The organism is Bacteroidales bacterium (genome assembly GCA_021648725.1).
Classification (GTDB): domain Bacteria; phylum Bacteroidota; class Bacteroidia; order Bacteroidales; family JAADGE01; genus JAADGE01.
This window is the reverse complement of the sequence record JAKISF010000028.1, coordinates 19421-44528: the sequence shown is the minus strand read 5'-3', so window position 1 is coordinate 44528 and position 25108 is coordinate 19421. Positions and strand designations below refer to the sequence as shown.

Here is a 25108-nt window from a genome sequence, read left to right as displayed (position 1 = left end):
AGAAAATATAATATAGAAAAAGGAATAACTGTACCTGCTGCTGCAACAGCAGCAACAAGGGGACATGTCCCCTTGTCGGAGAAAGAAACGAACTCGAAAGCCGAGAAGAATAAAAAAAAATATAACTCCCTCTGGGTGCAAAAATTCGGAAAGAAAAAAATAACCGATAAAGAACAATACCGAAATACCCTAAATTATATCGTAAATAACCGAATAAAACACGAACTGCCTGAAAACAAAGAATTGCAAAATATGGCAAAAGAAATAAGTTGCACGGCAAAGCATGCCTTTCGCTCGGAATATAATGGCGGTTTTGATGTTGTTATTGGTAATCCGCCGTATGTAGATAACAGAGGATTTAATAAGACTGAACTCTTTTTTTTATATCAAGCATTTCCGAACTCATTTGAAAAGTCAGGAACTGATAAGTTTAAAACAACAAAACTAAATTTGATAGCACCTTTTATTGAGTTAAATAAATCTATTTTAAAAGTTGATGGAATTACAAGTTATATTTTCCATAAAAACATTTTTAAAACTAATAGTTACACTTCAATTAGAAAATTTATTCTTACTAATTTTGATATTAAATTACTAACAGATTGGGGAGCTGGACAATTCAAAGATGTCGTTGCAGAAACTGCAACATTCATTCTGAAAAAAGGAAAAATATTAAATGACCAAATTAATGTTGAATTTTACAGAATTGCAGATAAGATTATGGAAAATAAACAACTTCAAAGTGTTTTTCTACAATCTGAACAATATATATATGGCATTTATTCAAGTTTGGAAGACCGAAAAAATTTAAAACTAATTGAACATAATTCCAAATATCTTAAAAATTATGTAAATATAAACAATGGTATAGTTACAGGAAATGACAAACTTTTTTTGTCAAAATCTCAACTTGATAATACTTATAAAAAAATAGTAAGAGGAAAAGGTATTAAACGATATAATTATTTAGTTAATGACGAATTCATATTTTATGACAAAGAAAAACTTCTTAGAGCCAGAAATGAGAATATTTTTAAATCTAATGAGAAATTAATTATGCAAATGATTAATATTAATTTTGTTATAACTTATGACAACAATCAATATTATAATTTGGGCACTACTTACGCTATAACAAATAAATCAAAACTTAGTCTTAAATATCTTTTATGTGTATTAAATTCCAATCTTATAAATTATTATTACCAAAAAAAATTCACAAATAATTCGTCTTTAACAAATGCTATTTCAACTCAAAACCTTTTTCACATACCAATAAAAGAAATCTCACAAGAAAACCAACAACCATTCATAGAAAAAGCAGATTTAATGCTTTCCCTAAACAAAGAACTGCAAGAAAAATCAGATAAATTTATAAAACGCATACAATCAAATTTAGAAATAGAAAAAATAACCGGCAAACTACAAAATTTCTACAATTACGATTTTAAAACATTTATAGCAGAACTAAAAAAACAAAAAATAAAACTCTCCCTCACCCAACAAGATGAGTGGGAAGATTATTTCGACACATACAAACAAGAAATAAACCAAGTCCAAACCCAAATAGCCCAAACCGACAAAGAAATTGATAAAATGGTTTATGAGTTGTATGAGCTTACGGAGGAGGAGATTGGGATTATTGAAGGCTCTGTTAAATAAAAAAATCAATGCAAAATATAATCATATATAACACAGCAGACGGCAAAGCATCAGTATCGCTTTATGCAAAAGACGGCAACATTTGGATGAACCAAAATCAACTTGCCGAACTTTTTGCCACCTCTAAACAAAACATAGGTCAGCATATAGTAAATATACTGAATGAAAAAGAATTACAGCAAAATTCAGTTGTAAAGAATTACTTTACAACTGCCGATGACGGCAAGAAATACAATGTTACTTTTTATTCACTTGATATGATACTTGCAATTGGTTTCAGGGTTAGAAGTAAGCGAGGAACACAGTTTAGAATTTGGGCAAACAAAAACCTGAAAGAATATATGATTAAAGGTTTTGTAATAGATGATGAACGACTGAAAAATCCCGACGGCAGACCCGACTATTTCGATGAACTTTTAGAACGAATAAGGGATATTCGTGCATCGGAGAAACGTTTTTATCAAAAACTAAAAGATTTATTTGCATTAAGTAGTGATTATGATAAAACAGACAAAGCCACTCAAATGTTTTTTGCCGAAACACAAAATAAATTATTATTTGCTGTTACTGACAAAACCGCAACCGAAATAATTGTTACACGTGCTAATGCAAACGAACCAAACATGAATTTATCTTCATGGAAAGGCTCAATTGTTCGTAAACAAGATATTTTTATTGCAAAGAACTACCTGTCAGAAGATGAAATTGACACACTCAATCGTCTTGTTGTAATATTTCTTGAAAGTGCAGAACTCAGAGCAAAAAACAGAATGGAGATTACAATGAATTTCTGGAGAGAAAATGTTGATAAAATACTTGAATTTCAAGATAAAAAAACACTTAAACATACAGGTTCAATAAGTAAAAACGAAATGGAACAGAAAGCAAGGGCAATCTACACCAACTTTGACAATAAACGAAAAAAATACGAAGCATTACAAGCCGACAAAACTGATATTGACGAACTAAAAGAGCTGGAAAAAGAAATAAAACAAGAAAAAAAAATAAATATATAAATCACTTGCATAATGCAAGTAGTTTCATGGTTTTAAGTTTAACAACGTGAAAACCCAAATACCTCAAACCGATAAAGAAATTGACAAAATGGTTTATGAACTATACGGTCTTACGGAGGATGAGATTGCAATTGTTGAAAATTCAGTAAATTAAAAACACATAATATGAAAAAAGTTATTTCACCCCTGTTAATTATTGTATTGCTCGGCTTTGTTGGTTATGAGCATTATGAGCACGTATTAGATTATTCAAAACTAATCATTCAAAATCCTGCAAAAGCAGTATTAAATGCCAACTTGCCGAAGGAGGAAGATATTTACACTTTTGATAACGATGTTTACGGAACAATATATCTCGATGCCGGTACAGAACCGACCTATGGTTTGAGGCACATTCTTGCAAGGCATACCAAACAATTTTTTATCAATTACGAAGATAAAAACAACAGTACAATGTTTTCGGAAGACCTGTCAGGTAATGAAATAATTTTAGGCATAAAAGAGTTTTATGAACATTGTATTGATGTGGATGCTTATAACCGCAGTATTAACAGAAATATTGCTTATGTCGGCTTTACTGTATTAAATAATGAAAAAGTTAAATGTTTGCTGATAGTCAGAAAAAACACAAAACAAATAATAACATTTTATCCGTTTAATGAAATAAGAGAACAAGAAGTTTTAGAAGAAATTGAAGATGAACGACAACGTATTGAAGAAGAAAAAAGAGAAAAAGAAAGAAGAAAAACATTTTACTATGATTAATTTATAACCAAAGCAATAAAAAAACAGCCGTAAATCATAATTTACAGCTGTTAATTTGTGGAGCCGGCGGGAGTCGAACCCGCGTCCGAACAAGTAACAAAAGTGTTTTCTACATGTTTATCTTTTTATTGGTTTTCGACATAAACTCGGGAAAAAGCACCCAAAATTTATGCTTATCTTTTTAATTTTGCCTTGACATCAAAGCTCTGCCAAAACTATCCCGATGTTGTCGGTGCCTCAAATCAAAAAGGAATCGGGCAATCCCTTTTGTGAGACATCTCGTTCTGCACTTTGTGCAGAATTAAGCGGCTAACTTACTAAACTTCGGTTACGCAGCGAGAGCATAATTATTATTATTGCCTCTTATAGGTTTGCTGTACAGTTTTACGAGTTAATCAACATTGCTCGACATGCTTACAAATCCATTATCCTTGCTGTCAAAACCAAAAACGACCCCAAAGATTTTTTCAAAGAACAAATTCTGATATTTAGAATACAATAACTGTACAAAATTCAGTTTATTTGACAAAAAGACCTGTATTTTTAAGCAATTATGCCAAAAGGACTGCAAAATTACAATAATTTTTGACAGAATAGTAAAAATTCATATCTTTTCCGACTGAAAAATAAATAAAAGAGACGCAATGAGTAAGAAAATTAAAGTAGGAATTTTAAAAGAAACCAAAACACCGCCAGACAGAAGAACAGCAATATCGCCAAAATTAGGCGTTCAATTAATTGAAAAATTTCCCAATGTTGAACTTTTTATACAATCAAGCGATATCAGAGCTTTTAAAGACGAAGAATATACCGAACTTGGATTAACTGTTGTTGATGACATCAGTCATTGTGATATTCTTGCAGGTGTAAAAGAAGTTCATATTCCCGAATTAATTGCCGGTAAAACGTATCTTTTTTTCTCACATACAGCAAAAGAGCAGGAATATAATCGACCTTTGCTTAAAGAATTTTTAAAGAAAAATATAAAAATGCTCGATCATGAGTATTTTACAAATGAAAAAGGCATACGGCTTGTTGCTTTCGGAAACTGGGCGGGCTTGGTCGGTGCATACAACGGATTAGTTACACTAGGAAAAAGAACCGGTAAGTACGAGTTAAAACGTGCAAAAGACTGCCATGATATTAAAGAAGTAAAGGAGCAACTAAAGAATATTGAGGTTCCTGCAAAGAAATTCTTAATTACCGGAGGAGGCAGAGTTGCACGCGGAGCAATGGAAATTTTGGAAACAGCAGGAATAAAAAAAGTATCTCCCGAAGATTTCTTAAATAAAGAGTTTGACAAAGCTGTTTACAGTCAATTAGATCCTCAATATTATGTTGCAAGAAAAGACGGTAAAGAGTTCAGCCTACAACATTTTTTCCGAAACCCCGAAATGTATAAATCAACATTTAAGCCTTTTACTAAAGTTACCGATGTTTATATTGCATGTCATTTTTGGGATGAAGATTCTCCGAAATTTTTTACAAAAGAAGATATTAAGGAAAGTGATTTCAGAATACAAGTAATCGCAGATGTAAGTTGTGATATTGCCGACCCGATACCGTCAACTTTACGTCCTTCAACAATTGCCGACCCTTTTTACGGTTACGATAAACTTAATGAAAATGAAGGCGATGCTTTTGATAAAAATAATATTACCGTAATGGCTGTCGATAATTTACCGGGTGAAGTTCCCAGAGATGCTTCTCTTGATTTCGGACAAGGGTTGATTGACAATATTTTTCCGGCTCTTTTCGGCGAAGATACAACCGGAATTATTGAACGGGCAACTATTACCGAAAACGGAAAGCTCGGAAAACATTTTCAATATTTAAAAGATTTTGCAAACGGAAAGTAAACATTAAAGATTATGCGGGTTTTCAAAACTCGCAGGAGTCTGAAAAATGAAACTTACCAAAGTTCGCATCAAATACAACTTGACAAAAACAAAAAACATATCAAATCTGAACAAACCTGATTTTGAAAAACTTTTCAAAGAGTATTTCAAGCCTCTTACCGCTTTTGCATATAAATTTGTGAAAGACACCGGTGATGCTAAAAGTATTGTGCATGACGTGTTTATGAAACTTTGGGAAAAGCGTGATGATATTGATATGTCAAAATCTGTAAAATCATATCTTTTTACTTCTGTGAATAACAGAAGTTTGAACTATATTCGAGATAATAAAAAGTTCACACATGAAGAGTTTATTTTGGAAAACGAACATGATAAACATTGGGAACTTGCCGATGAAATGGAAACTGATGAAATACAAAAAAAAGTTGATGAAACATTAAACAACATAAGCCCGAAAGCAAAAGAAGTATTTTTAATGAGCAGAAATGAAGGTTTAAAATATCGAGAAATTGCCGAAAAACTCAGTATCTCAATAAAAACGGTTGAAACGCACATGTCAACAGCACTAAAAGAGTTGCGGAAAAATTTAAAGCAATATCTAACAGTTATAATATTTTTATTAATCAATAATCAATAAAAAAATCAGGGTAAAACCTACAGTAAGTGTATAAGAGTTAGAGAAAATTAAATGCAAGAACAAAATAAACATATCACATTAATACTCAAGCATCTTTCCGGAGAATTAAACAATTCTGAAAAGAAACAACTTTTTGACTGGATTGAAGAGAGCAAAGAAAACAAAAGCACTTTCAATGAATATCAAAAAGCTTGGGATATGTCCGATTCTTCAATTATTCCTGAAATTGAAGCTATTGATGTAAATGCTGAATGGAAAATGTTTAAAAACAAAGTCGGGTTTGATGATAAAGTTTTAATTCCTAAAAAAATTGAGAAAAAGAAGTTTTCATTATTGAGAATTGCTGCAGTTATATCAACAATTATATTACTCGGTATTGCATCTTTATATGTTTTCAATCCGAAACAAGAAGTGCTTTTTGCCCAAAATGAAGTTATTGAAACAAATTTACCCGACGGAACAGAAATAAGTATCAATAAAAATTCGAGCATAATTTACTCCAAGAAATTCAATAAAAAAGAACGAAAAATTGAACTGAAAGGCGATGCGTATTTCAAAGTAGAAAAAAACAAAACCAAACCGTTTATTATTAAAGCCGAAAGTTTTTATGTTGAGGTTCTGGGAACAGAATTTTATGTAAATTCAAACTTCAAAAACAGGAAAGTTGTAGTAACAGAAGGAACTGTTGCCGTTTATCAACAAAAAGACAAAAGCGATAAAGTTATATTAACTGCCGGAGAAGAAATTATCTTCGATAAAAAAGCAAACAAGTTAAGAAAAATTGAAACATTCGATAAAAACTGTATTGCTTGGAAAACAAAAATCTTTAATTTTAATAATCAAAGTTTAAACGAAATATTCAAACAACTTGAAAAAGTTTATGATGTAAATTTTGAGTTTAAAAATCCGCAACTAAAAAATTGCAGACAATCTGTTTCCTTTGATAATCAGACAATTGATGAGATTTTAAATGTTCTTAATGCAACTTTTGATAATGTTAAATTTCATAAAAAAAGAAATACAATTTATGTAAACGGAAATGCTTGCAAATAATATTCTTAAAAATTCAGCATAAATAATATGCAACAAATAATAAAAAATATATTAATTTTAATACCCTTATTTTTCCTTGTATTTTCAGCAAGTTCTCAAAACATAAATCTTAAAAAAAAAATTACGATTGTTGCAAAAAACAAACCGCTTAAAACCGTTTTGGATGAAATTCAAAGCAAAACAAAAATTAAATTTTCATACAACACACAGGCAATAAATGCTGAAAAGAAAGTTACTCTTATTGCTCGAAATAAGTCTGTTAAAAACATCCTTAAAAACCTGTTCGCAGGTTTAAACATTGAATTTACACCGGTTGAAAAACAAATTGTTCTTAAAAAAAAACATACAATTCCCGAAAAGAAAATAATAGTAAAAAAAGAAACTCCGAAGCTTTTTATTGTAAGCGGATATATTTATAACGAATATGACGGAGAAATATTAATCGGTGCAGGCATCAGCCTGTTAAATTCCTATAAAGGAACAATGACAAATGAATACGGTTTTTACTCACTATCTCTTCCCGAAGGAAAATACATTTTAAATTTTTCATACATAGGCTTTGAGAATAAGCAAATTGAACTAAACCTGAATTCCGATAAGAAAATTTCTCAAAAGTTAAAACTTGACGCTTCCGAAATTGAAATTGTAGTTGTTACCGAAGATAATAATATTGATATTTTTGAAAAAACACCCTTAAAACAAATAAAGCTTACAAATAAAATGATAACATCAAATGTAGGACTTGCAGGAGAGGCTGATGTTGTAAAAAGCATTCAATCAATTCCCGGAATAACTTCTTTCGGTGACGGCTCAGTTTTATTTTATGTGCGAGGCGGAAATAAAGATCAAAATTTAATAATGATTGATGATGCTCCCGTATATAACCCTTCACATTTGTTCGGCTTCTTTTCTGCAATTGCACCTGATGCCGTAAAAGATATAAAAATATACAAAAATAATTTTCCGATTAAATACGGCGGAAGGCTTTCTTCTTTAATTGATATAAAAACAAAAGACGGAAACCTCTATAAATGGGGCTTCTCAGGAAAAACAACACCTTTTACCGGAAGTTACACAATTGAAGGACCTATTAAGAAAGAAAAAAGCACAATTCTTATAAATTTAAGACGCTCACACATAAATTGGTTAATAAAAAATTCAAACACAAATATTAACTTTTATGATTTTCATATAAAATTTAACAGAAAGTTTAACAGAAAAAACCGTTTGTTTTTTTCAATGTACAAAGGAAAAGATTTTCTTACTGTTCAAATTCCTGTTTTCGGAACAGCCGGTTTGTCTTGGCAAAACAATGCACTTTCTTTAAGATGGAACCATCTTTATTCGGATAAGTTATTCTCTAACATAACCTTACACACAAGCAAGTATGACTATTTTTTATATTATTCTGTTGAGAATAATAATTATTGGAACTCGTTTATAGGAAATTTCAGTTTAAGAAATGATTTTACATATTTTTCAAATCCCGAAAACAAAATCAACTTCGGGTTAAACATTAACACATATTTTTTTAATCCGGGAAATTTAAATAATGACTTTTTCGGAAGGTCGGTTTATGCAAGTGATGCAATAGAAAATATATTGTATTTCGGACACGATAAAAAATTTAAAAACAAAATTAACATTAATTACGGCATACGTTTAATAAGTTGGAATAACATAGGTCCGGCAACAATTTTTTCATTTGATGATAATTTTCGAGTTTCCGATACAGTTAATTATCCGAGCGGAGTTTTTAACACCTCTTTTAACCTTGAACCTCAAGCAAGTATCTCATATTCTTTTTCAAAATCATTTATTGCAAAAATAAGTTACGACAGGCATATACAACATTTGCAATTATTGTCAAATTCAATAAGCCCGTTTACGACATTAGATGTTTGGATGCCTTCCGGACCGAATATTAAAACCGAAAAATCACATCAATTTGTTGCAGGTATTAATAAATATTTTTCAGAAATAAATATTTCAACTGAAGTATATTACAAAACAATTCAAAATTTAATTGATTATGATGATCATGCAAATATGCTCTTAAATCCGTATATTGAAGGAGAACTTCGTTTCGGAGATGCTTATTCTTACGGCATTGAATTTTTGATACAAAAGCAAAAAGGAAATTTTAACTTTTATTCAGGATATACATATTCGCGAATTTTTGCAACTGTAAGCGGTGTGAATAACGGCAATAAATTTCCGGCAAGGCACGATAAGCCTCACAACTTAAATATTAACATTTCATATAAAACGGAGAAATGGTGGACTTTTAGCATGAACTGGGTGTTTTCTTCCGGGATGAGATTCAGCTCACCGACCGGTTTTTATTATTATCGAGGCTATAATTTACCCGTTTATGCTGAAAAAAATAACGACAAACTCCCTGGCTATCACAGACTTGACATTTCAGCTGTTTTAAATCTGAATAAAAAAGAAACAGCAAGATATAAACATGATATTACTTTTTCAATATTCAATTTTTACGGAAGAAATAACATTATTGCCGTTAATTTTAATAAAATTCAAACCGATAAAGGGAACTTTCAAGTTCCGACTAACTTAATTTCAGAAAAAGAAATAATACCCACATCAAAATATTTGCTCGGATTTATGCCCTCAATTGCATATTCATTTAAATTCAGATAAAAAATGAAAAGATATATTGTAAAAATACTCAGAATAAATAAACTGTCTTTCTTGTTTTTGGCTGTCATTTTTTTAGCATTATTTTCATGTGAGCGAAAAATAAATTGGGATTTAAAAACTTCGTCTGAACAATTTTTGATTGTTGACGGACTTATCACAAATGAATATGCTAACCAAAAAATCAATTTAACCTTATCAGTTCAAAATTTAAATGATACGGCAAAATCTGTTTCAGATGCAACAATTACAATTTCAGACGGCGAACAAACATTCAATTTTCATGAAAATACAACTTCGGGAATTTACTTGTCCGATTCAAAATTTTCTGCTGTTGTTAATAAAACATACACTTTGAATATTAAGTATAATAATGAAGATTATTTTGCCGAAGCAAACATTTACCCTGTTTCAGTTTCTGACCCCTTGCCTTATATACAAATTCCCGACACAAATTTGTATTATATTGCTTATGATATTGCAGAGTTTAACCCGTACGAATCAGCAATGTATGAGGTAATATTAGATTGGTCGGATGTTAACGGATATGAAAATTTACCGATAAATGAAACATCGGCAAAGATGTATTATTACCGCCTGAAAACAATTGATGTTAATCAAATTTTTGCTCCCGACAATGAAATTGTAATATTTCCGTACGGAACTTTAATGACACAACGAAAATACTCATTAAGTCCTGAACATGAAGACTTTATCCGATCGGTTCTGATGGAATCTCAATGGCACGGCGGCAATTTTGATATTGAAGAGGGCAATGTTTATACAAACCTAAGCAGCGGAGCACTCGGCTTCTTCGGAGCATCATCGGTTATTTCATTCAGTACAATTGTTCAATAGTAATCACAATTTAAATCCTAAAACCAACATATCATCAATTTGTTCAGAACTTCCTTTCCATTCTGAATATTCCTTTTCAAGTATATTTTTTTGCTCTTTCATAGGAAGTTTATGAATTTTTACCAGCAATTCCTTAAATCTTTTTTTCATGTATTTTCTTCCTGTTTTTTCATTCATCTGATCAACATATCCGTCAGAAAATAAATAAAAAACATCATCTTTTTGAACTTCAATTTCGGTTGAGGAAAATGATTCGCTGTCTTTCGGATAAATCCCGACCGGCATTTTATCAGCTTTGTAAACTATAATTTCATTATTCCTGATAATAAAAAGCGGATTATTTGCTCCCGCAAAACGAATAATATTTGTATCCGGATTAATTACTGCTACTGACATATCCATTCCGTCATTGCCGCGAGTGCTTTTTTCTGTTTGGCGTAAAGCTTTTTTAACACTTTTTCGGAGTTCGTTTAATATTTCATTCGGTTCAATAATTTTATTTTTAATAATAATTTCATTTAAAAATGAAATACCGAGCATACTCATAAAGGCTCCTGAAACTCCGTGTCCTGTGCAATCTGCGGCAACTATTATTATGTCATTGTTGTATTTTTCAACCCAGTAAAAATCACCGCTTACAATGTCTCTCGGCTTAAATAGAATAAAAGAATCAGAAAGGTATTCGGTTACCTGGGTTTCAGGAGGTAATAATGCTTCCTGAATATAGCTTGCATATTGAATATTATCTGTTATATTTTTCTTTTGTTTCTCTATTTTTTTAAGAAACTCTGCTTTTTCTGTAATATCATGAATTATTTCAATTGCTCCCGATGTATTTCCCTCGTTATCATAAATTGCTACGGCTCTTCCGATAAAGCAACCGTTTATACCGCCGTTTTCATTATTTAAAATAAATTCACTTTCAAGAATTCCGTTTATGTTTTTGATGTTTGAGTATTTATCTTTAAGTTCCCCATCTTTTAATTTTACAAGATCAATTAAAACAGGTTTTCTTTCTCCGTAAAAAGGTAGTGAATATTCATAATCGCCTTTTCCTATAATGTCCGAAGCATCAATACCTGTTAATTTTTCCATGGCATTATTCCAATGGGTTACTCTTGAATTTTTATCAATAACAAAAGATGCATCCGGCATAGAAGATAAAATATATTTAATTCTTTCTTCAGAGTCTTCAAGAGCATCTCTTTGAGCCATAATTTCTTCTCTTTGTTGGAAAATTTCCTCATTTCTTTGTGACACTTCTTCAAATGCTTCAGAAAGTTCAATTGTTCGTTCTTTTACTTTTTCCTCAAGAGTTTCGTTTATTTGTCTTAACTCTGCTTCTGCTTTTTTTAAGTTAGAAACATCGGAAACCATTGCAAATGAGCCTATTATTTTCCCACTTACTTTAAGTTCGGAGGCACTTATTAAACACGGAATTTTATTTTTATCTGATTGTATAAATTCAACTTCAAATGAACTGTTGTTATTTTTTTTTCGCTTGCTTATTCTTTTTTCGTAAATTGTTTTGTTTTCATCGTCCATAAACTCATAAATACTTCTGCCTATAATATCATTTTGTTTGAGAATGTTTTTAAATGCATCATTTGCTTTTGTAATAACTTCATTATTATTAAACTCAACAAAACCGTCAATCGAAGTAGATAAAATATTTGACAATTTTTCTTTACTTAACCTTGTGTTTTCATTTGAGATTATAGCCTGTTGTGCTAAATAAAAATGACAATTTTCCGGTCTGTTTAATCCGTTAAGAATAGCAATTGCCATTCCTTTACATGTTCCGTATCCGCAAGCAGAACAGTTCTTTATATCGTCATCTAAATATTTGTGCATCGATTTGAAAATCTCGTCTAATTCCCCATCGTTAGGATATTTCAGGTTTACATTTTGCCATCTGTTTACATAAGTTCTTTTATACAAATCTTTTTTCCAGTACTCATGAATTAAATCCTCTAAACTTTCCTTGCTTTGTTCTTTATCATTATCATTTTCTTCCAAATATTTTTGCTTTAACTCTTCACTTCTCTTATTAACATAAAATTCAATTTCATCTTGACTTTTACCCTCCGTAATAGTTAAAGGACCGGAATTACAACCAAATTCACAACTAAGGCAGTCTATCAAAACAGGAGCTTTTCCCGCTTTGATAACCTCCGGCAAAGTTTCTAAGTATTCATATATTAAAGGGACTCCTTCAATTTTTCTTGCATTATCTGAAATTCCGGGAATCCATCTTTCTGCTGTTTTTAATAAACCTCCCGGGTTAGAAAACAAAACTGCACGTTCTGCCGAAGGATTATCAAAATCGGTATCTTCGAAATTGGCTAAATCAACTTTACTTTCTTTAATAAACTTTTGTATTGATTGATGTCCGATGTTATAATCTCCTAAGCCGGTTTCTTCAAATTCTCTTTTTTTTGCACTGCAAGGAGAAATAATTACAACTTTATGATTTTTGTATTGCGGATAATACTCTTTTATCATTTTTATTGTATGCAACATCGGGCTGTCAACCGGAGCAAGATATTTTAAAAGTTCCGGTTTGTATAACTCAATATAAGTAACAATTGCGGCACACGGTTGTGTAATTATTGTTTTTGGGTTATTGGTTTCAATTTCATCTAAATATGATTTGACAGCCAGCTCTGCACCGAAACTGACATCAAATATAGCTTCAATCCCTATTTCTTTGAAAAAAGTATTCAACTTTAAATATTGATTCGGAAAACTTGCAGCTACAGCAGGTGCCGAAATTGCAATAATTTTTTCTCCGGCAATTACATCTGTAAGGAACTTCTGAAAATCGTCAAGATAAATTCTCGCATCATGTGTACATGCCTTTATACATTTTCCGCAACCAATACACATATTCTCATTTACATTGACATAATCTCCGGTACCGTCGTTGCAATATTTTACAGGACAGGCGGTTATACACGTATGGCAATTTACACATTTGTCAGAATTAACTTCTATAACTTTTTTTAATGCTGTTGCAGACATATTGAATATTGGTTTAAATATCAAAACAATAAAGGTGCAAAAAAAATAACTAACTAAAAAATAAATTGATATGTTCATAAAAACATATACAAACCTTAGTTAGACATAATAAATATCTGAAAGATTTTATTAAATTTGAACAACTTATTTAAGGATTTATAGGCAATAACTTATGTCGTTAAACTATATTGACCGGCAAAATGCTTAAATTGGTCTATAATAAAAAATGTAAGACATGAAATTTACACCCGAAACATATAACATTAAGGATGTTGCAATGACACCCTATATTGACTCTGAAGAAATATGGGATTATATAAATAATACAATTGTTTCAAAAAAAAAGCTTGAAAATGTTATTAAAAAATCACTCTCTAAAAAACGGCTAAACTTAGAAGATGTAGCAGTTTTAGTTAATACTGATAATGCTGAAATGATCAGTATGATTAAAAAAGCTGCTGCAGAACTAAAAGAAAATGTTTACGGCAATCGAATAGTTCTATTTGCCCCGCTTTACATCGGGAATTTATGTTCCAATAATTGTAAATACTGCGGATTTCAAAGCTCAAATGTAAATGCAGTTCGAAAAACCCTCAATAAGAAAGAGTTAGAGGATAATGTGAAGTTTCTTTTGGATAATGGTCAGAAACGATTAATTCTTGTTTACGGTGAACACAGAACATATAGTGCCGAATATATTGCCGATACAGTAAAGACAGTATATAATGTAAAATCCGGAAACAGCACCATAAGGCGTGTTAATATAAATGCTGCACCTATGGAAATTGAAGGGTATAAAACTGTATTAAAAGTCGGAATAGGAACTTTTCAAGTTTTTCAAGAAACTTATCACCGAGAAACTTATAAAAAATATCACATCTCAGGAAAAAAAGCTGATTATGAAAACAGGCTAATTGCTCTTGACAAGGCACAAGAGGCTGGATTAGATGATGTAGGAATAGGTGCATTATTCGGACTTTATGATTGGCGTTTTGAAGTATTGAGTTTGGTAAGGCATACAAATCATTTGGAGGCATGTTACAATGTCGGTCCGCATACAATTTCGTTTCCGAGGTTGCAAGACGCTTCAAAATATGACATCTCTGAAAAATACAAAGTAAATGATGAAGATTTTACAAAGTTAGTTGCAATTCTCAGATTAGCTGTACCGTACACAGGACTTATTTTAACGGCAAGAGAGCCTGCAGAAATCAGAAGGGAAGTGCTACAATACGGTTGCTCTCAAGTTGATGCAGGAACAAAAATAGAACTTGGAGCATATTCAAATGAAGAAAATAAAAGACAAGATCTAACTAAAGAACAGTTTTTAATTAATGATAGTCGTTCGTTAAATGAAGTTATTGATGAGCTAATTGAAAACAATTATATGCCGTCATTTTGTACAGCTTGCTACCGAAAAGGAAGAACGGGCGAACATTTCATGGAATTCTCCGTTCCCGGTTTTATAAAACGATTTTGCACTCCTAATGCAATACTGACCCTTTCAGAATATATTGTAGATTATGCCGATAAAAACAGCTCAATAAAGGCTTGGAAGTTAATTGAGAAAAATATTTCCGGTTTAAAGGAAGAAAAACTTGAGAAAGAACTTAAAAAAAGAATTGAAAGAATTAAGTCCGGAGAACGAGATTTATATTTCTAAAAAAAGAAAACGATAATGAAAAAAGGTAACGATTCAAAACCGCATATCGGTATTTTCGGAAGAAGAAATACCGGAAAAAGCACACTTATCAATTTGTTGACAGGACAAAATGTTGCCATTGTTTCAGAAATTCCGGGAACAACCACCGATCCCGTAAAAAAATCAATTGAAATTTTCGGAATAGGCCCTGCTGTTGTAATTGATACTGCCGGAATTGATGATATAGGAGAAATAGGAGAAAAAAGAGTAAAAAAAACCAAAGAAGTGCTGAAAATTATAGATTTAGCCGTTCTGATGATTTCAAATAATAATTTCGATAAATTTGAGGAAAATTTAATTCTTGAGCTTGAAAATTGGAATGTACCGTATTTTATAATTTATAATAAATCAGACATTGAAGCTATTTCGGACAATTGCAGTCAAAAAATTAAAAAATATGCAAAAAAGGATGTGTTGTCTTTTAGTTCAAAAGGAAGCGCTAATACACAGATGATAATTGAAAGAATGAAAGAGACCATTCCCAGAACAATTTTCCGAAAAAAATCACTTTTAGGACATGTTATCAAAAAAAATGAACACGTACTTTTAGTTACTCCCATTGACAATGAGGCTCCCGAGGGTCGAATGATTTTGCCGCAAGTTATGGCAATAAGAGACGTGCTGGATAATGATTGTGTTAACATTGTTTTAAAAGAAACCCAACTTGAACATTATTTGAATACCTGTTCAATTAAACCAAAAATTGTTATAACAGACAGCCAAGCATTCAGTTATGTAAAGTCAGTTGTCCCTGAAAATATTATGTTAACCGGGTTCAGTGTGTTATTTGCATATTTCAAAGGAAATTTTGAAGCTTATTTAAAAGGAACACAAAAGCTTGACACCTTAAAAGATAACGACAGAGTTTTGATGTTAGAATCTTGCACACATCAGGTAAACTGTGATGATATAGGAAGATATAAAATTCCGAACTGGATAAAAAAACATACCAATAAAAATATTAATTTTGATGTCGTATCCGGGTTGAATAAAGTTGAACGAGATATTGAAGATTACTCCTTAATAATTCAATGTGGCGGATGCATGGTTACAAAAAAACAACTTACGAACCGTTTAAAACCTGCTGTTGACAAACAAATACCCGTTACAAATTACGGAATGACGATTGCCTGGCTAAACGGCATCTTCGAACGAACAACTGCACCTTTTAAAGAAATATTTAATGATTGACATAAAAAAAACATTAAAAAAGAAAGAATTATCCAAAGGCGATTTAATTTTTTTATTGTCACAATACAATAAAGACGAACGTCAATTAATTTTCGAAAAAGCAAGAGAGGTAAAGAAAAAATATGTCGGGAATAAAATATATCTAAGAGGTTTAATTGAATATTCAAATAATTGCAAAAAAAATTGCCTGTATTGCGGCATTAGATATAATAATAAAAAAGTGAAGCGTTATGTTGTAAAAGACGAAGATGTTTTGCAATGTGCAGATTATGCTTTCAAAAATAATTATGCTTCAATTGTATTACAGTCAGGCGAAATAAGTAATAAATACTTTGTTCAGAAAATTTCAAATTTATTAAAAGAAATTCATCAATTAACCGATAATTCCCTAAAAGTAACTTTATCTTGCGGAGAACAAACAAAAGAAACATATAAAAGATGGTTTGAAGCCGGTGCTCATCGGTATTTGTTGAGAATAGAAAGTTCAAATAAAAATATTTACAACAATATTCATCCGAACGATATCAAACATAATTATGAAAAACGAATACAAGCTTTACAGAATTTGAAAGAAATCGGATATCAAGTCGGTTCCGGAATAATGATCGGTTTACCCGAGCAAAGCATTGAAGATTTAGCCGATGATTTATTATTTCTAAAAAACATTAATGTTGATATGGTAGGAATGGGACCCTATGTAGAACATACCGACACGCCGTTATATCAAAAAAAAGAACTTCTGCTCAGCAAAAATGGACGATATAATTTATCTATGATAATGTTTGCACTGTTAAGAATAATTATGAAAGATATTAACATTGCATCAACAACTGCATTGGATGCAATATCCGATTTCGGACGTATCGAAGCCTTAAATATTGCAGCAAATGTATTAATGCCCAACCTCACACCTACAAATTATATTGCAAATTATAATTTATACAATAATAAACCTAATTCGTTGCTTGCCTACAAACTTACAAATCATATTGAGCAATATAAAAACCGTCACGGTTGTTCAATTGCCTACGGAGAACACGGTAATTCAAAGCATTTTAATTTAAGAACACAAAAAAAATAAAAATAATTATCTTTTTTTTCAGGGTAAAAATTATTTAGTGTGTATTACTACCGAAAGCGAATTTAAAATCGCAACAACTAATTAAAATTATATATTAACTTAAATTAAAAATGATGAAAAAGATTAGTTTAATTCTTATGGTAATTTTTGCAACAGCTGTTTTATTTACAAGTTGTAAAGATAAAAATGAAATCGCAGCAGATATTATTCCTGCAAAATTTAAAGTAGATGTCCCCGGTTCCATCAGTAACAGTACTGTAAAATCAGATAAAAACGGTATTCTTAACGGAAGTGATATTTACGGAAATTTAACAACGTTTATTGCAGTAGGAGAGGGTGCTGCTGATATTGTTCAGGCAATAATGTCTGCAATAAGAGAATATGATTTAGATCAAGCAATGTCTTTCTCTTTTCAAAGTGATGATGACGGAAGAACAAAAAGCGTTGTAATAATTGAAAATTCTGAATTTGAAGGACAAGTTTGGGAATATCAATTAACCTTGACAGATGAAGACGGAGGTACAGGTATGCAAGTTTTTTGGAATAACAGCCCGGTTAAAGGTGTTTCAATAATAAATCCTTATGATTTAGACAGAAACTCGCCTGACACTTGGAATGATGCAAATACAATGTACAGAGTAGATTACAGCGAAGCATCTTCTGATTATGATGCTGAAATGAAAGTTTATATTACAGGTTTAGTATTGCCGGCAGATACAATTGGTGACAATAAGTATGCAATGGAAACAATGAAAATGTTTGTAGGTAAAAAAGGTGATATTGTTGATGTATTCGGAAACTCAAACCACCCTAATGCAAGCTTCTTTGATGAAAATACAGTAGGTTTCAACTGGGCTTTTGCTGCTGCCGGTGACGAAAGTAATGACAGAGCTGTTGCAGAAGTTGGATTGCCGCCAAGCAATCTTGACGAAACTTCAAGAACAGTATTACTTGAAACCTATTCAATATATAATGTGTTCTACAATGAATTAATGGGAGCAGGATATACCGATGCTGAAATTTCAGACTATATTTTCAACACACAAGCACCGGGTTATTTTAACGCAAGCGGATTTGTTGCGGCAGGAACCTCGCCTTCAACAGCTTATGATGCAGCCGAAGCATCAATGCAAAACTTAACACCTTATAACCCTGTATTAGTTTCGAATTTAGTAATTCAATTTAAAGATGATAGTGCTTCATAACATATAATATTGTTTTTCTTAAAAGCGGTTTGTAAATTTTCAAATCGCTTTTTTTATTGGGAATAAAACTTGGCTTTACTTTTAACCCAGAATATGCATTAGAAATTCTATTACGGTATGAAACTACTTCAAAATATAAATACTTCGTTACATTTTTCACATTAACCATAGCGGTGCCATGCTTAATATAATAAAATGTCATATTTTATTGTATTTTCAAACCTCATAACAAACTTCCTTAACAATAATATTTTTATATCTTATCTGCATTTTTTTAATTGTTTTTAAAAGAATGATTATAACATAGTATGCTTTTTAGAGAACACTCCTTTTTTCAGGTGTTTTAGAACATTCTGAAGATTATAATTCTTTAGTTACATTTGTAAAACACTCATTAAACATGATATAAATCAACCAATAGGTTGAGATGTGTCACGGTTATACTTGTGAAATACACAAAAAAATGAAAATATTTAATCTCTAATCTTAAATTAATTAAACAAATGACTAAAAAAGATTTTTTAGATGCGTTAACTGACGCACGCACAGCACATGTTAAGTGGCATGCTTATGCACAAGCATTAGCAATGGGTATTGAATCGGGGGCAGAAAAATTACCGCAGTTATATACTGATTGCACTTTCGGGAAATGGTATTACAGCACAGGGCATTTTTTAAGTTTTATGCCTGAATTTCGTGAAATTGAGCCTATACATGAAAATTTACATAAATTGTATATACAAATTTATCAAAAATATTTGTCTCCTGACAAAGTCGGATTATTTTTCAATTCAGCAAAAGCTAAGGCTCGAAAACAAAAGGAAATGAACATTATGGTTGTTCAGTTAAAAGAAATTTCCAACATTTTACTTGACAAAATGACGCTTGTAGAAACAAACCTAAATAATATGTCTGATGATGATTTAAGAGTAAAGATACAATAGTTGTTATTTTGTAAAATAAGGTTTAACAAAACTTTCAGTAATGAGGCTGTCTAAAAGTTCAATTTCTCGCACAGACGGCAAAGGTCTTAGTCTTTTTAGGCAGCCTCATTTGTTTCTTACTCATTCATCATTTCATACAAAGAGTCCAATTTAGGAGCAAGGATTATTTCAATACGCCGGTTTTTTTGTTTTCCGGTATCAGTTTCATTATCTGCAACGGGCTTGTGCATTCCTCTGCCTGATGCAGTTATTCTGTCGGCTTTAATGCTTGTTTTTTCAGATAAAATATTTACTACTGATAATGCTCGTTCGGTACTTAATTTCCAGTTGTATTTATCAGGTCCTACATTATCAGTATGCCCTTCAATAAGTATCTCAGTATCGGTGTTTTTCTCTAAAACTTTTCCGAGCTTAATAATTGCTTCTTCGCCTCTCTTGTCTATTTTTGAACTTCCGGTTTTAAACAGCAGTTTTTCTTCCATTGCAACATATACCTTCCCGTCTTTCAGGTAAACGTTTAACTCCGAATTGTCAAAACTTTTCAAAGCATCGTTAATTATTTTTTTTAGTTTATTAACTTCTTCCTTATTTTTATCAATCATACTTTCTAATTGGGCTAAACGCTTTTGTTTTTCTAATAAGGAATTTCGCAAAGAGTCAATTTCTCGTTCTTTTTGCTCTTGATCTTTGCTTAATCCTTCAATTAAATTACTTTTTTTATTAAGACGGTTTTCAATTTCCATTAATTTATTTCGTTCGATTTCATATTCTCTTATTGCTTCATTTAATGACGAACTTAGACTTGAAGTATCGTTTGCCAATCTTTTAACAATAACATCTAACGAATCCAACATTGAGTCTTTCATTTTTGCATCATCAGCAAAAGCATATCTTTGTTGTTTATATTCAAGTCGTGTTTTATCAAGAATTAAGTCTATTGAATCTATTGATTTTTGTTTTATTGTATTAAGTTCATCATACTTCTTTTTTGTTACAAGGCATGATGACAGCAATAATAACAGTGCGATGCTTGAAATAACTATTTTTTGCATGTTTAAATAATTTTTTTGATTTACTTTTGTTTTTTTAACTGATTTAGCCGTAAAAAAATATTACTTTCGCAAATGTAAAAAGATAAATATTATGAGAATGACTAAAATACAAATTTTTACTGTTTTATTTTTTATTTTTATCGGTTTTAGCCTGAGTTCACAAAATATAGCAGGTAAAGTAATCAGAAATGATAATGAAAAATCAATTCCATTTGCAAGTGTTGCAATAGAAGGAACAACAATTGGTATGGTAACTGATTTTGAAGGGGTTTTTATGCTTAATATTCCGGAAGAATACATTAACGGAAAACTTGTAGTTTCGTGTGTAGGGTTTAAAGAGAAAGAAATAGATATAATAGATATATACGGAAATAATAATTTGTTTATCAAATTAGAACCTGTAAATGTTCAAATTGACGAGGTTGTTGTTGAGCAAAAATCTTTATATCCTTATACTATTTTAAAAAAATCTGTTGATTTTATAAAAGACAACTATATAGACAAACCTTACAATTATGAATTTTATTATTTGAATAAAGACATCAGAAGAGATGAAAAACTTTTGAAGAGAGAGGCAATTGTTTTGATGTCGGACAGCAGAGGTTATTTTAAAACTTCAATTTATAAAACATTTAAGGATATAAATTACAGGTTTTTACAGTCAAGGAGAAATTTTGATGTCAGGTATATAAACGAAGGCAATACAAATGTTGATAATCTTTTAGAATTTGATATTGCAAGACATTCTAACAATATCTTGAACAAAAATCGGCTTTACGATTTTGAGGTTGTTATTAAAGATGAAATTTTATATAAGGAAGATTCTGTTTGGGTGCTTTCTTACAGTTGTAATAAACCGAGTTTTTTATTAAGCGGTGATTTTAATGTAAATTTTTATTCAGGCGAAATATTTGTTAAAAAAGATGATTATGCAATTTTGTATAATAAAACTACGGTAAAATGTAGTGCACAATCAAAATTTGCAAGAAATTTATATGTTAAGCCGGAAAGGAATAAGTTAAAAAATGCTTTTTACAATTATGAAGTAACTTACAAAAAAGAGAACGAGAAATATATTCTTGACAAAATAAACTATAAGATTAATTATAATTATAAAAATAAAGAAGAATCTCAAATAGTCAGCACCGAATCTTCCTTTAATGTTATAAAAGTTATAACACTTAAACCTCATATTTTAGATTCGCGAGTTTACTACGAAGATTTAGATTTTGATAAATCTTTTTGGGCTGAATTTAAGCATTAAAAAGAGAATTAATCTTGCTTTCGGTTGCGGCTTCAATTTCTTTATAAATCATTATATCGAGTTCTTGTTATTAACAACTTGGCACCTTTATTTAGGGCTTGCTGAAAACGCTAAATCTGCTGCAATTCAACACTTTACACTTGTATTTTTTGGTAAAGTGTACGGTTTCTGAATGAAACATCTTGAAACCCTTGCACTTATTTTAATAAAACTACCAATTTTTTGCTGCTCAGTTGCACATCTGAGCTTTTCAGCAAGCCCTATTTAATTATAGTTCCGATTTCTTTTCCGTCAATAACCTTTTTTAAATTACCTTCAGTATCCATATCAAAAACATAAATAGGCATATTGTTTTGTTGGCACATTGTAAATGCAGTTAAGTCCATTATTTTTAATTCTTTTTCAATAACCTCATCAAATGTTATTGTTGTGAATTTTATTGCTTCCGAATCTTTTTCGGGATCAGCGGAATAAACACCGTCAACACGTGTTCCTTTCAATAATGCATCAGCTTCAATCTCCAATGCTCGCAATGCAGCACCCGAATCGGTCGAAAAATACGGATTACCGGTTCCTCCGGTCAACAATGCGACTTTGCTTTGTTTAAAAGCTTCAATAACTTTGGTTTTGGAATAGCGTTCGCCGGCAGGACCTGTATTGAATGCAGTAAACAGTTTTACATCCTGCCCTATTGCTTCAAATGCTGATTCCAAAGCTAAACCGTTGATAATGGTTGCCAACATTCCCATATAATCGCCCTTTACTCGGTCGAAACCCAATTCAACACCGCCCAAACCTCTGAAAATATTTCCGCCGCCGATAACAATGCCGATTTCAACACCTTGTTGTGCAACGTCTTTTATTTGCTTTACATAAGAGTTTAAAATATCAGTATCAATTCCGGTTCCTTTTTTTCCGGCAAGCGATTGTCCGCTTAGCTTTAATAATATCCGCTTGTATTTCATTTTATTAAATTAAAAGTTCAAAGGTTGTAAAGTTATAAAGATTTCTTGAAAGTGTTAAAACTTAAAAGGGGAAAGTTTAAAAATCTGATTTAGGAATATAAATATTCTGTAATAACTTTTTAACTTTTACATTTCTCTTTTCGTCTTATATTAATTTTACTAATTTTGCAAATCATAATAAAGGACTAAATAACTAAATAACAGACAACTTTATGGATACAGTATTAAGCGGAATTAGATCAACAGGGAATTTACATCTCGGAAATTATTTCGGGGCGGTAAAAAACTTTATAAAAATGCAGGATGAGAATAATTGTTATTTTTTTATTGCCGATTACCATTCTCTGACAACTTATCCTACACCGGAAAATCTTCATAACAGCGTAAAATCTGTTTTAGCAGAATATTTGGCAACCGGATTAAATCCCGATAAATCTGCAATATATGTTCAAAGTGATGTTCGAGAAATAACTGAACTGTATCTCTTATTAAACATGAATGCTTATGTAGGTGAACTTGAGAGAACAACTTCTTTTAAAGACAAAATAAGAACACAGCCCAACAACGTAAATGCCGGTTTGTTGACTTATCCCGTATTAATGGCTGCCGATATATTAATTCACAAATCACATAAAGTCCCTGTAGGAAAAGACCAAGAGCAAAACTTGGAAATGGCAAAAAAGTTTGCAAAACGTTTCAACCACATGTATAAAGTTGATTATTTTCCTGAACCGCAACCCTACAATTTCGGAGAAGATTTGGTAAAAGTTCCCGGATTGGACGGAACCGGAAAAATGGGTAAAACAGCAGGCAACGGAATTTATTTAATTGATGACGACAAAGTTATTCAAAGAAAAGTGATGCGAGCCGTTACCGACAGCGGACCGACAAAACCGAACTCTTCGATTACAGAGCCGATACAGAACTTATTTACTTTAATGAGTTTAGTTTCAACAGATGATACGACAGAATTCTTCAAAGAAAAATATGCAAGTTGTAAAATTCGGTACGGAGATATGAAAAAACAACTTGCAGAAGATATTATTAAATTTGTTATGCCCATAAGAGAAAAAATTATTGATATTAAAAATGATTCCGAATATTTGAGAAAAGTTGCAAAACAAGGAGCAGAAAAAGCAATTGAAAGTGCATCAAAAACGGTTAAAGAAGTAAGGGAAATTATCGGGTTTAGGAAGTTTTAAACAATCATTCACATAATTATATCATAAAGGAGAGCATCAAAACGAATTATTGCCAATAGAAGTAAGGTGAAGAATAATGAATAACGAACTTGATTATACAGAACTAATTTGCGAAATAAACCCTAATTTGCAAAAACACGCAGATGTTTTAACTGCACATCTTATCGAACTCGGCTTTGAAAGTTTTATGGAAACGGACAAGGGGATTAATGCTTATATCATAAAGTCTGCTTTTAACGAGCAAGTTTTGCAAGGGCTTGAAAATAACTTTTCAGAATTCAAACTGGCAACTTCGCATAAAGTTATTAAAGACGAAAATTGGAATGAAACATGGACAGAAAATTACTTTGAACCTATTGTTTTCGGCAATGATTTAGTTATAAGGGCATCTTTTCACCCTAATTTTCCCGATGCAAAAAAAGAAATTATTATTGACCCTAAAACCGCCTTCGGAACAGGGTATCACGGTACTACTTATATGCTGATTGAAGAAATAATGAAACTCGACACAAAAAACAAAACAGTTTTGGACATGGGAACCGGCACCGGGATTTTAGCAGTTTTAAGTAAAATGCAAAATTCGGCATATACCTATGCAGTTGACAATGACCCTAAAGCAATTATAAACACAAGAGAAAACATCGTTATAAATAATACACCCGATATTGAAGTTGCACTCGGAGATATGTCAATTATTAAAGACGAAACCTTTGACATTATTTATGAAAATATTTGGAAAAACATCGTAATTGCCGATATGCCCAAACTGGCAAAGGCTCTTAATTTAGAAGGTGTTTTGCTTACAAGCGGTTTTTATTATAAAGAATTTAGAGAAGTTAAAAATGCCGGAAAAAAACAAGGTTTAACATTTGTTTATGCAATAGAAAAAGACGGCTGGGCTGTTGTAAAATTCAAAAAATAAGGCCGAATATATTTTCGACCTTACAGATTCTATATGTGTTTAAAA

At 31.2% G+C, this 25108-nt stretch carries 19 protein-coding genes and 1 other RNA gene; 16 read left to right on the top strand and 4 right to left on the bottom strand.

Annotated features, from left to right (window positions below):
• The 3 genes from L3J35_10575 to L3J35_10565 all read left to right on the top strand — a co-directional run.
• Positions 1–1662, top strand: a 1662-nt coding sequence (locus L3J35_10575; GenBank protein ID MCF6366633.1) for a hypothetical protein, incomplete at its 5' end; no start/stop codon positions are given.
• A gap of 8 nt (positions 1663–1670) precedes the next feature.
• Positions 1671–2678: a virulence RhuM family protein gene (locus L3J35_10570; GenBank protein MCF6366632.1), complete on the top strand. Its 1008-nt coding sequence runs from the start codon at positions 1671–1673 to the stop codon at positions 2676–2678.
• Positions 2679–2843: 165 nt separating this feature from the next.
• Complete coding sequence (locus tag L3J35_10565; protein ID MCF6366631.1) at positions 2844–3443, top strand: hypothetical protein; 600 nt, start codon at positions 2844–2846, stop codon at positions 3441–3443.
• Between the two features lie 55 nt (positions 3444–3498).
• Here L3J35_10565 and ssrA read toward each other — a convergent pair.
• Positions 3499–3900: a transfer-messenger RNA gene (ssrA, locus tag L3J35_10560) on the bottom strand.
• A gap of 187 nt (positions 3901–4087) precedes the next feature.
• On the opposite strand from ssrA, the gene L3J35_10555 reads away from it, so the two are divergent.
• The 5 genes from L3J35_10555 to L3J35_10535 are packed head-to-tail and all read left to right on the top strand — an operon-like array spanning position 4088 to position 10511.
• Positions 4088–5302, top strand: coding sequence for an NAD(P)-dependent oxidoreductase (locus L3J35_10555; GenBank protein MCF6366630.1), 1215 nt, complete (start codon positions 4088–4090; stop codon positions 5300–5302).
• A gap of 46 nt (positions 5303–5348) precedes the next feature.
• Positions 5349–5939, top strand: a complete 591-nt coding sequence (locus tag L3J35_10550) for an RNA polymerase sigma-70 factor (GenBank protein ID MCF6366629.1) — start codon at positions 5349–5351, stop codon at positions 5937–5939.
• A 51-nt stretch (positions 5940–5990) separates the two neighbouring features.
• A complete protein-coding gene (locus tag L3J35_10545) occupies positions 5991–6992 on the top strand; it encodes a FecR family protein (GenBank protein MCF6366628.1) in 1002 nt (333 codons plus the stop codon).
• 27 nt (positions 6993–7019) lie between these two features.
• Entirely contained in the window at positions 7020–9656 is a 2637-nt protein-coding gene (locus L3J35_10540; GenBank protein ID MCF6366627.1) for a TonB-dependent receptor, read from the top strand.
• 3 nt (positions 9657–9659) lie between these two features.
• The gene (locus L3J35_10535; GenBank protein MCF6366626.1) at positions 9660–10511 is read left to right on the top strand and encodes a DUF4249 domain-containing protein; all 852 of its coding nucleotides are present in this window, start codon (positions 9660–9662) and stop codon (positions 10509–10511) included.
• Positions 10512–10514: 3 nt separating this feature from the next.
• Here L3J35_10535 and L3J35_10530 read toward each other — a convergent pair whose 3' ends face one another.
• A complete protein-coding gene (locus L3J35_10530; GenBank protein ID MCF6366625.1) occupies positions 10515–13535 on the bottom strand; it encodes a PAS domain S-box protein in 3021 nt (1006 codons plus the stop codon).
• A gap of 235 nt (positions 13536–13770) precedes the next feature.
• Between L3J35_10530 and hydG the strand changes: the two genes are divergently transcribed.
• The 5 genes from hydG to L3J35_10505 all read left to right on the top strand — a co-directional run bounded on the left by hydG (position 13771) and on the right by L3J35_10505 (position 19658).
• Positions 13771–15198 (top strand): [FeFe] hydrogenase H-cluster radical SAM maturase HydG, encoded by a 1428-nt coding sequence (gene hydG, locus L3J35_10525; GenBank protein MCF6366624.1) that lies wholly within the window; start codon positions 13771–13773, stop codon positions 15196–15198.
• A 15-nt stretch (positions 15199–15213) separates the two neighbouring features.
• Positions 15214–16428: a [FeFe] hydrogenase H-cluster maturation GTPase HydF gene (gene hydF / locus L3J35_10520; GenBank protein MCF6366623.1), complete on the top strand. Its 1215-nt coding sequence runs from the start codon at positions 15214–15216 to the stop codon at positions 16426–16428.
• Positions 16421–17509 (top strand): [FeFe] hydrogenase H-cluster radical SAM maturase HydE, encoded by a 1089-nt coding sequence (gene hydE, locus L3J35_10515; GenBank protein ID MCF6366622.1) that lies wholly within the window; start codon positions 16421–16423, stop codon positions 17507–17509. Before hydF ends, hydE begins: the two co-directional genes overlap by 8 nt.
• 110 nt (positions 17510–17619) lie before the next feature.
• Positions 17620–18714 carry a hypothetical protein gene (locus L3J35_10510; protein MCF6366621.1) on the top strand — a complete coding sequence of 365 codons (1095 nt, stop codon included), beginning with the start codon at positions 17620–17622 and terminating at the stop codon, positions 18712–18714.
• A gap of 503 nt (positions 18715–19217) precedes the next feature.
• Positions 19218–19658, top strand: coding sequence for a CZB domain-containing protein (locus tag L3J35_10505; protein MCF6366620.1), 441 nt, complete (start codon positions 19218–19220; stop codon positions 19656–19658).
• Between the two features lie 116 nt (positions 19659–19774).
• On the opposite strand, the gene L3J35_10500 is transcribed toward L3J35_10505, so the two are convergent.
• The gene (locus tag L3J35_10500; protein ID MCF6366619.1) at positions 19775–20710 is read right to left on the bottom strand and encodes an OmpA family protein; all 936 of its coding nucleotides are present in this window, start codon (positions 20708–20710) and stop codon (positions 19775–19777) included.
• A 97-nt stretch (positions 20711–20807) separates the two neighbouring features.
• Here L3J35_10500 and L3J35_10495 point away from each other — a divergent pair, with 97 nt between their 5' ends.
• Complete coding sequence (locus tag L3J35_10495; protein ID MCF6366618.1) at positions 20808–21974, top strand: carboxypeptidase-like regulatory domain-containing protein; 1167 nt, start codon at positions 20808–20810, stop codon at positions 21972–21974.
• A 260-nt stretch (positions 21975–22234) separates the two neighbouring features.
• Here the strand turns inward: L3J35_10495 and pyrH are convergent, their stop codons facing one another.
• The gene (gene pyrH / locus L3J35_10490; protein MCF6366617.1) at positions 22235–22939 is read right to left on the bottom strand and encodes a UMP kinase; all 705 of its coding nucleotides are present in this window, start codon (positions 22937–22939) and stop codon (positions 22235–22237) included.
• A 212-nt stretch (positions 22940–23151) separates the two neighbouring features.
• On the opposite strand from pyrH, the gene trpS reads away from it, so the two are divergent.
• Together trpS and prmA are read left to right on the top strand one after the other, a co-directional pair.
• Entirely contained in the window at positions 23152–24141 is a 990-nt protein-coding gene (gene trpS, locus L3J35_10485) for a tryptophan--tRNA ligase (GenBank protein ID MCF6366616.1), read from the top strand.
• A 76-nt stretch (positions 24142–24217) separates the two neighbouring features.
• On the top strand, positions 24218–25063 hold the full coding sequence (prmA, locus tag L3J35_10480) for a 50S ribosomal protein L11 methyltransferase (protein ID MCF6366615.1): 846 nt from the start codon (positions 24218–24220) through the stop codon (positions 25061–25063).
• Positions 25064–25108 lie beyond the last annotated feature (45 nt).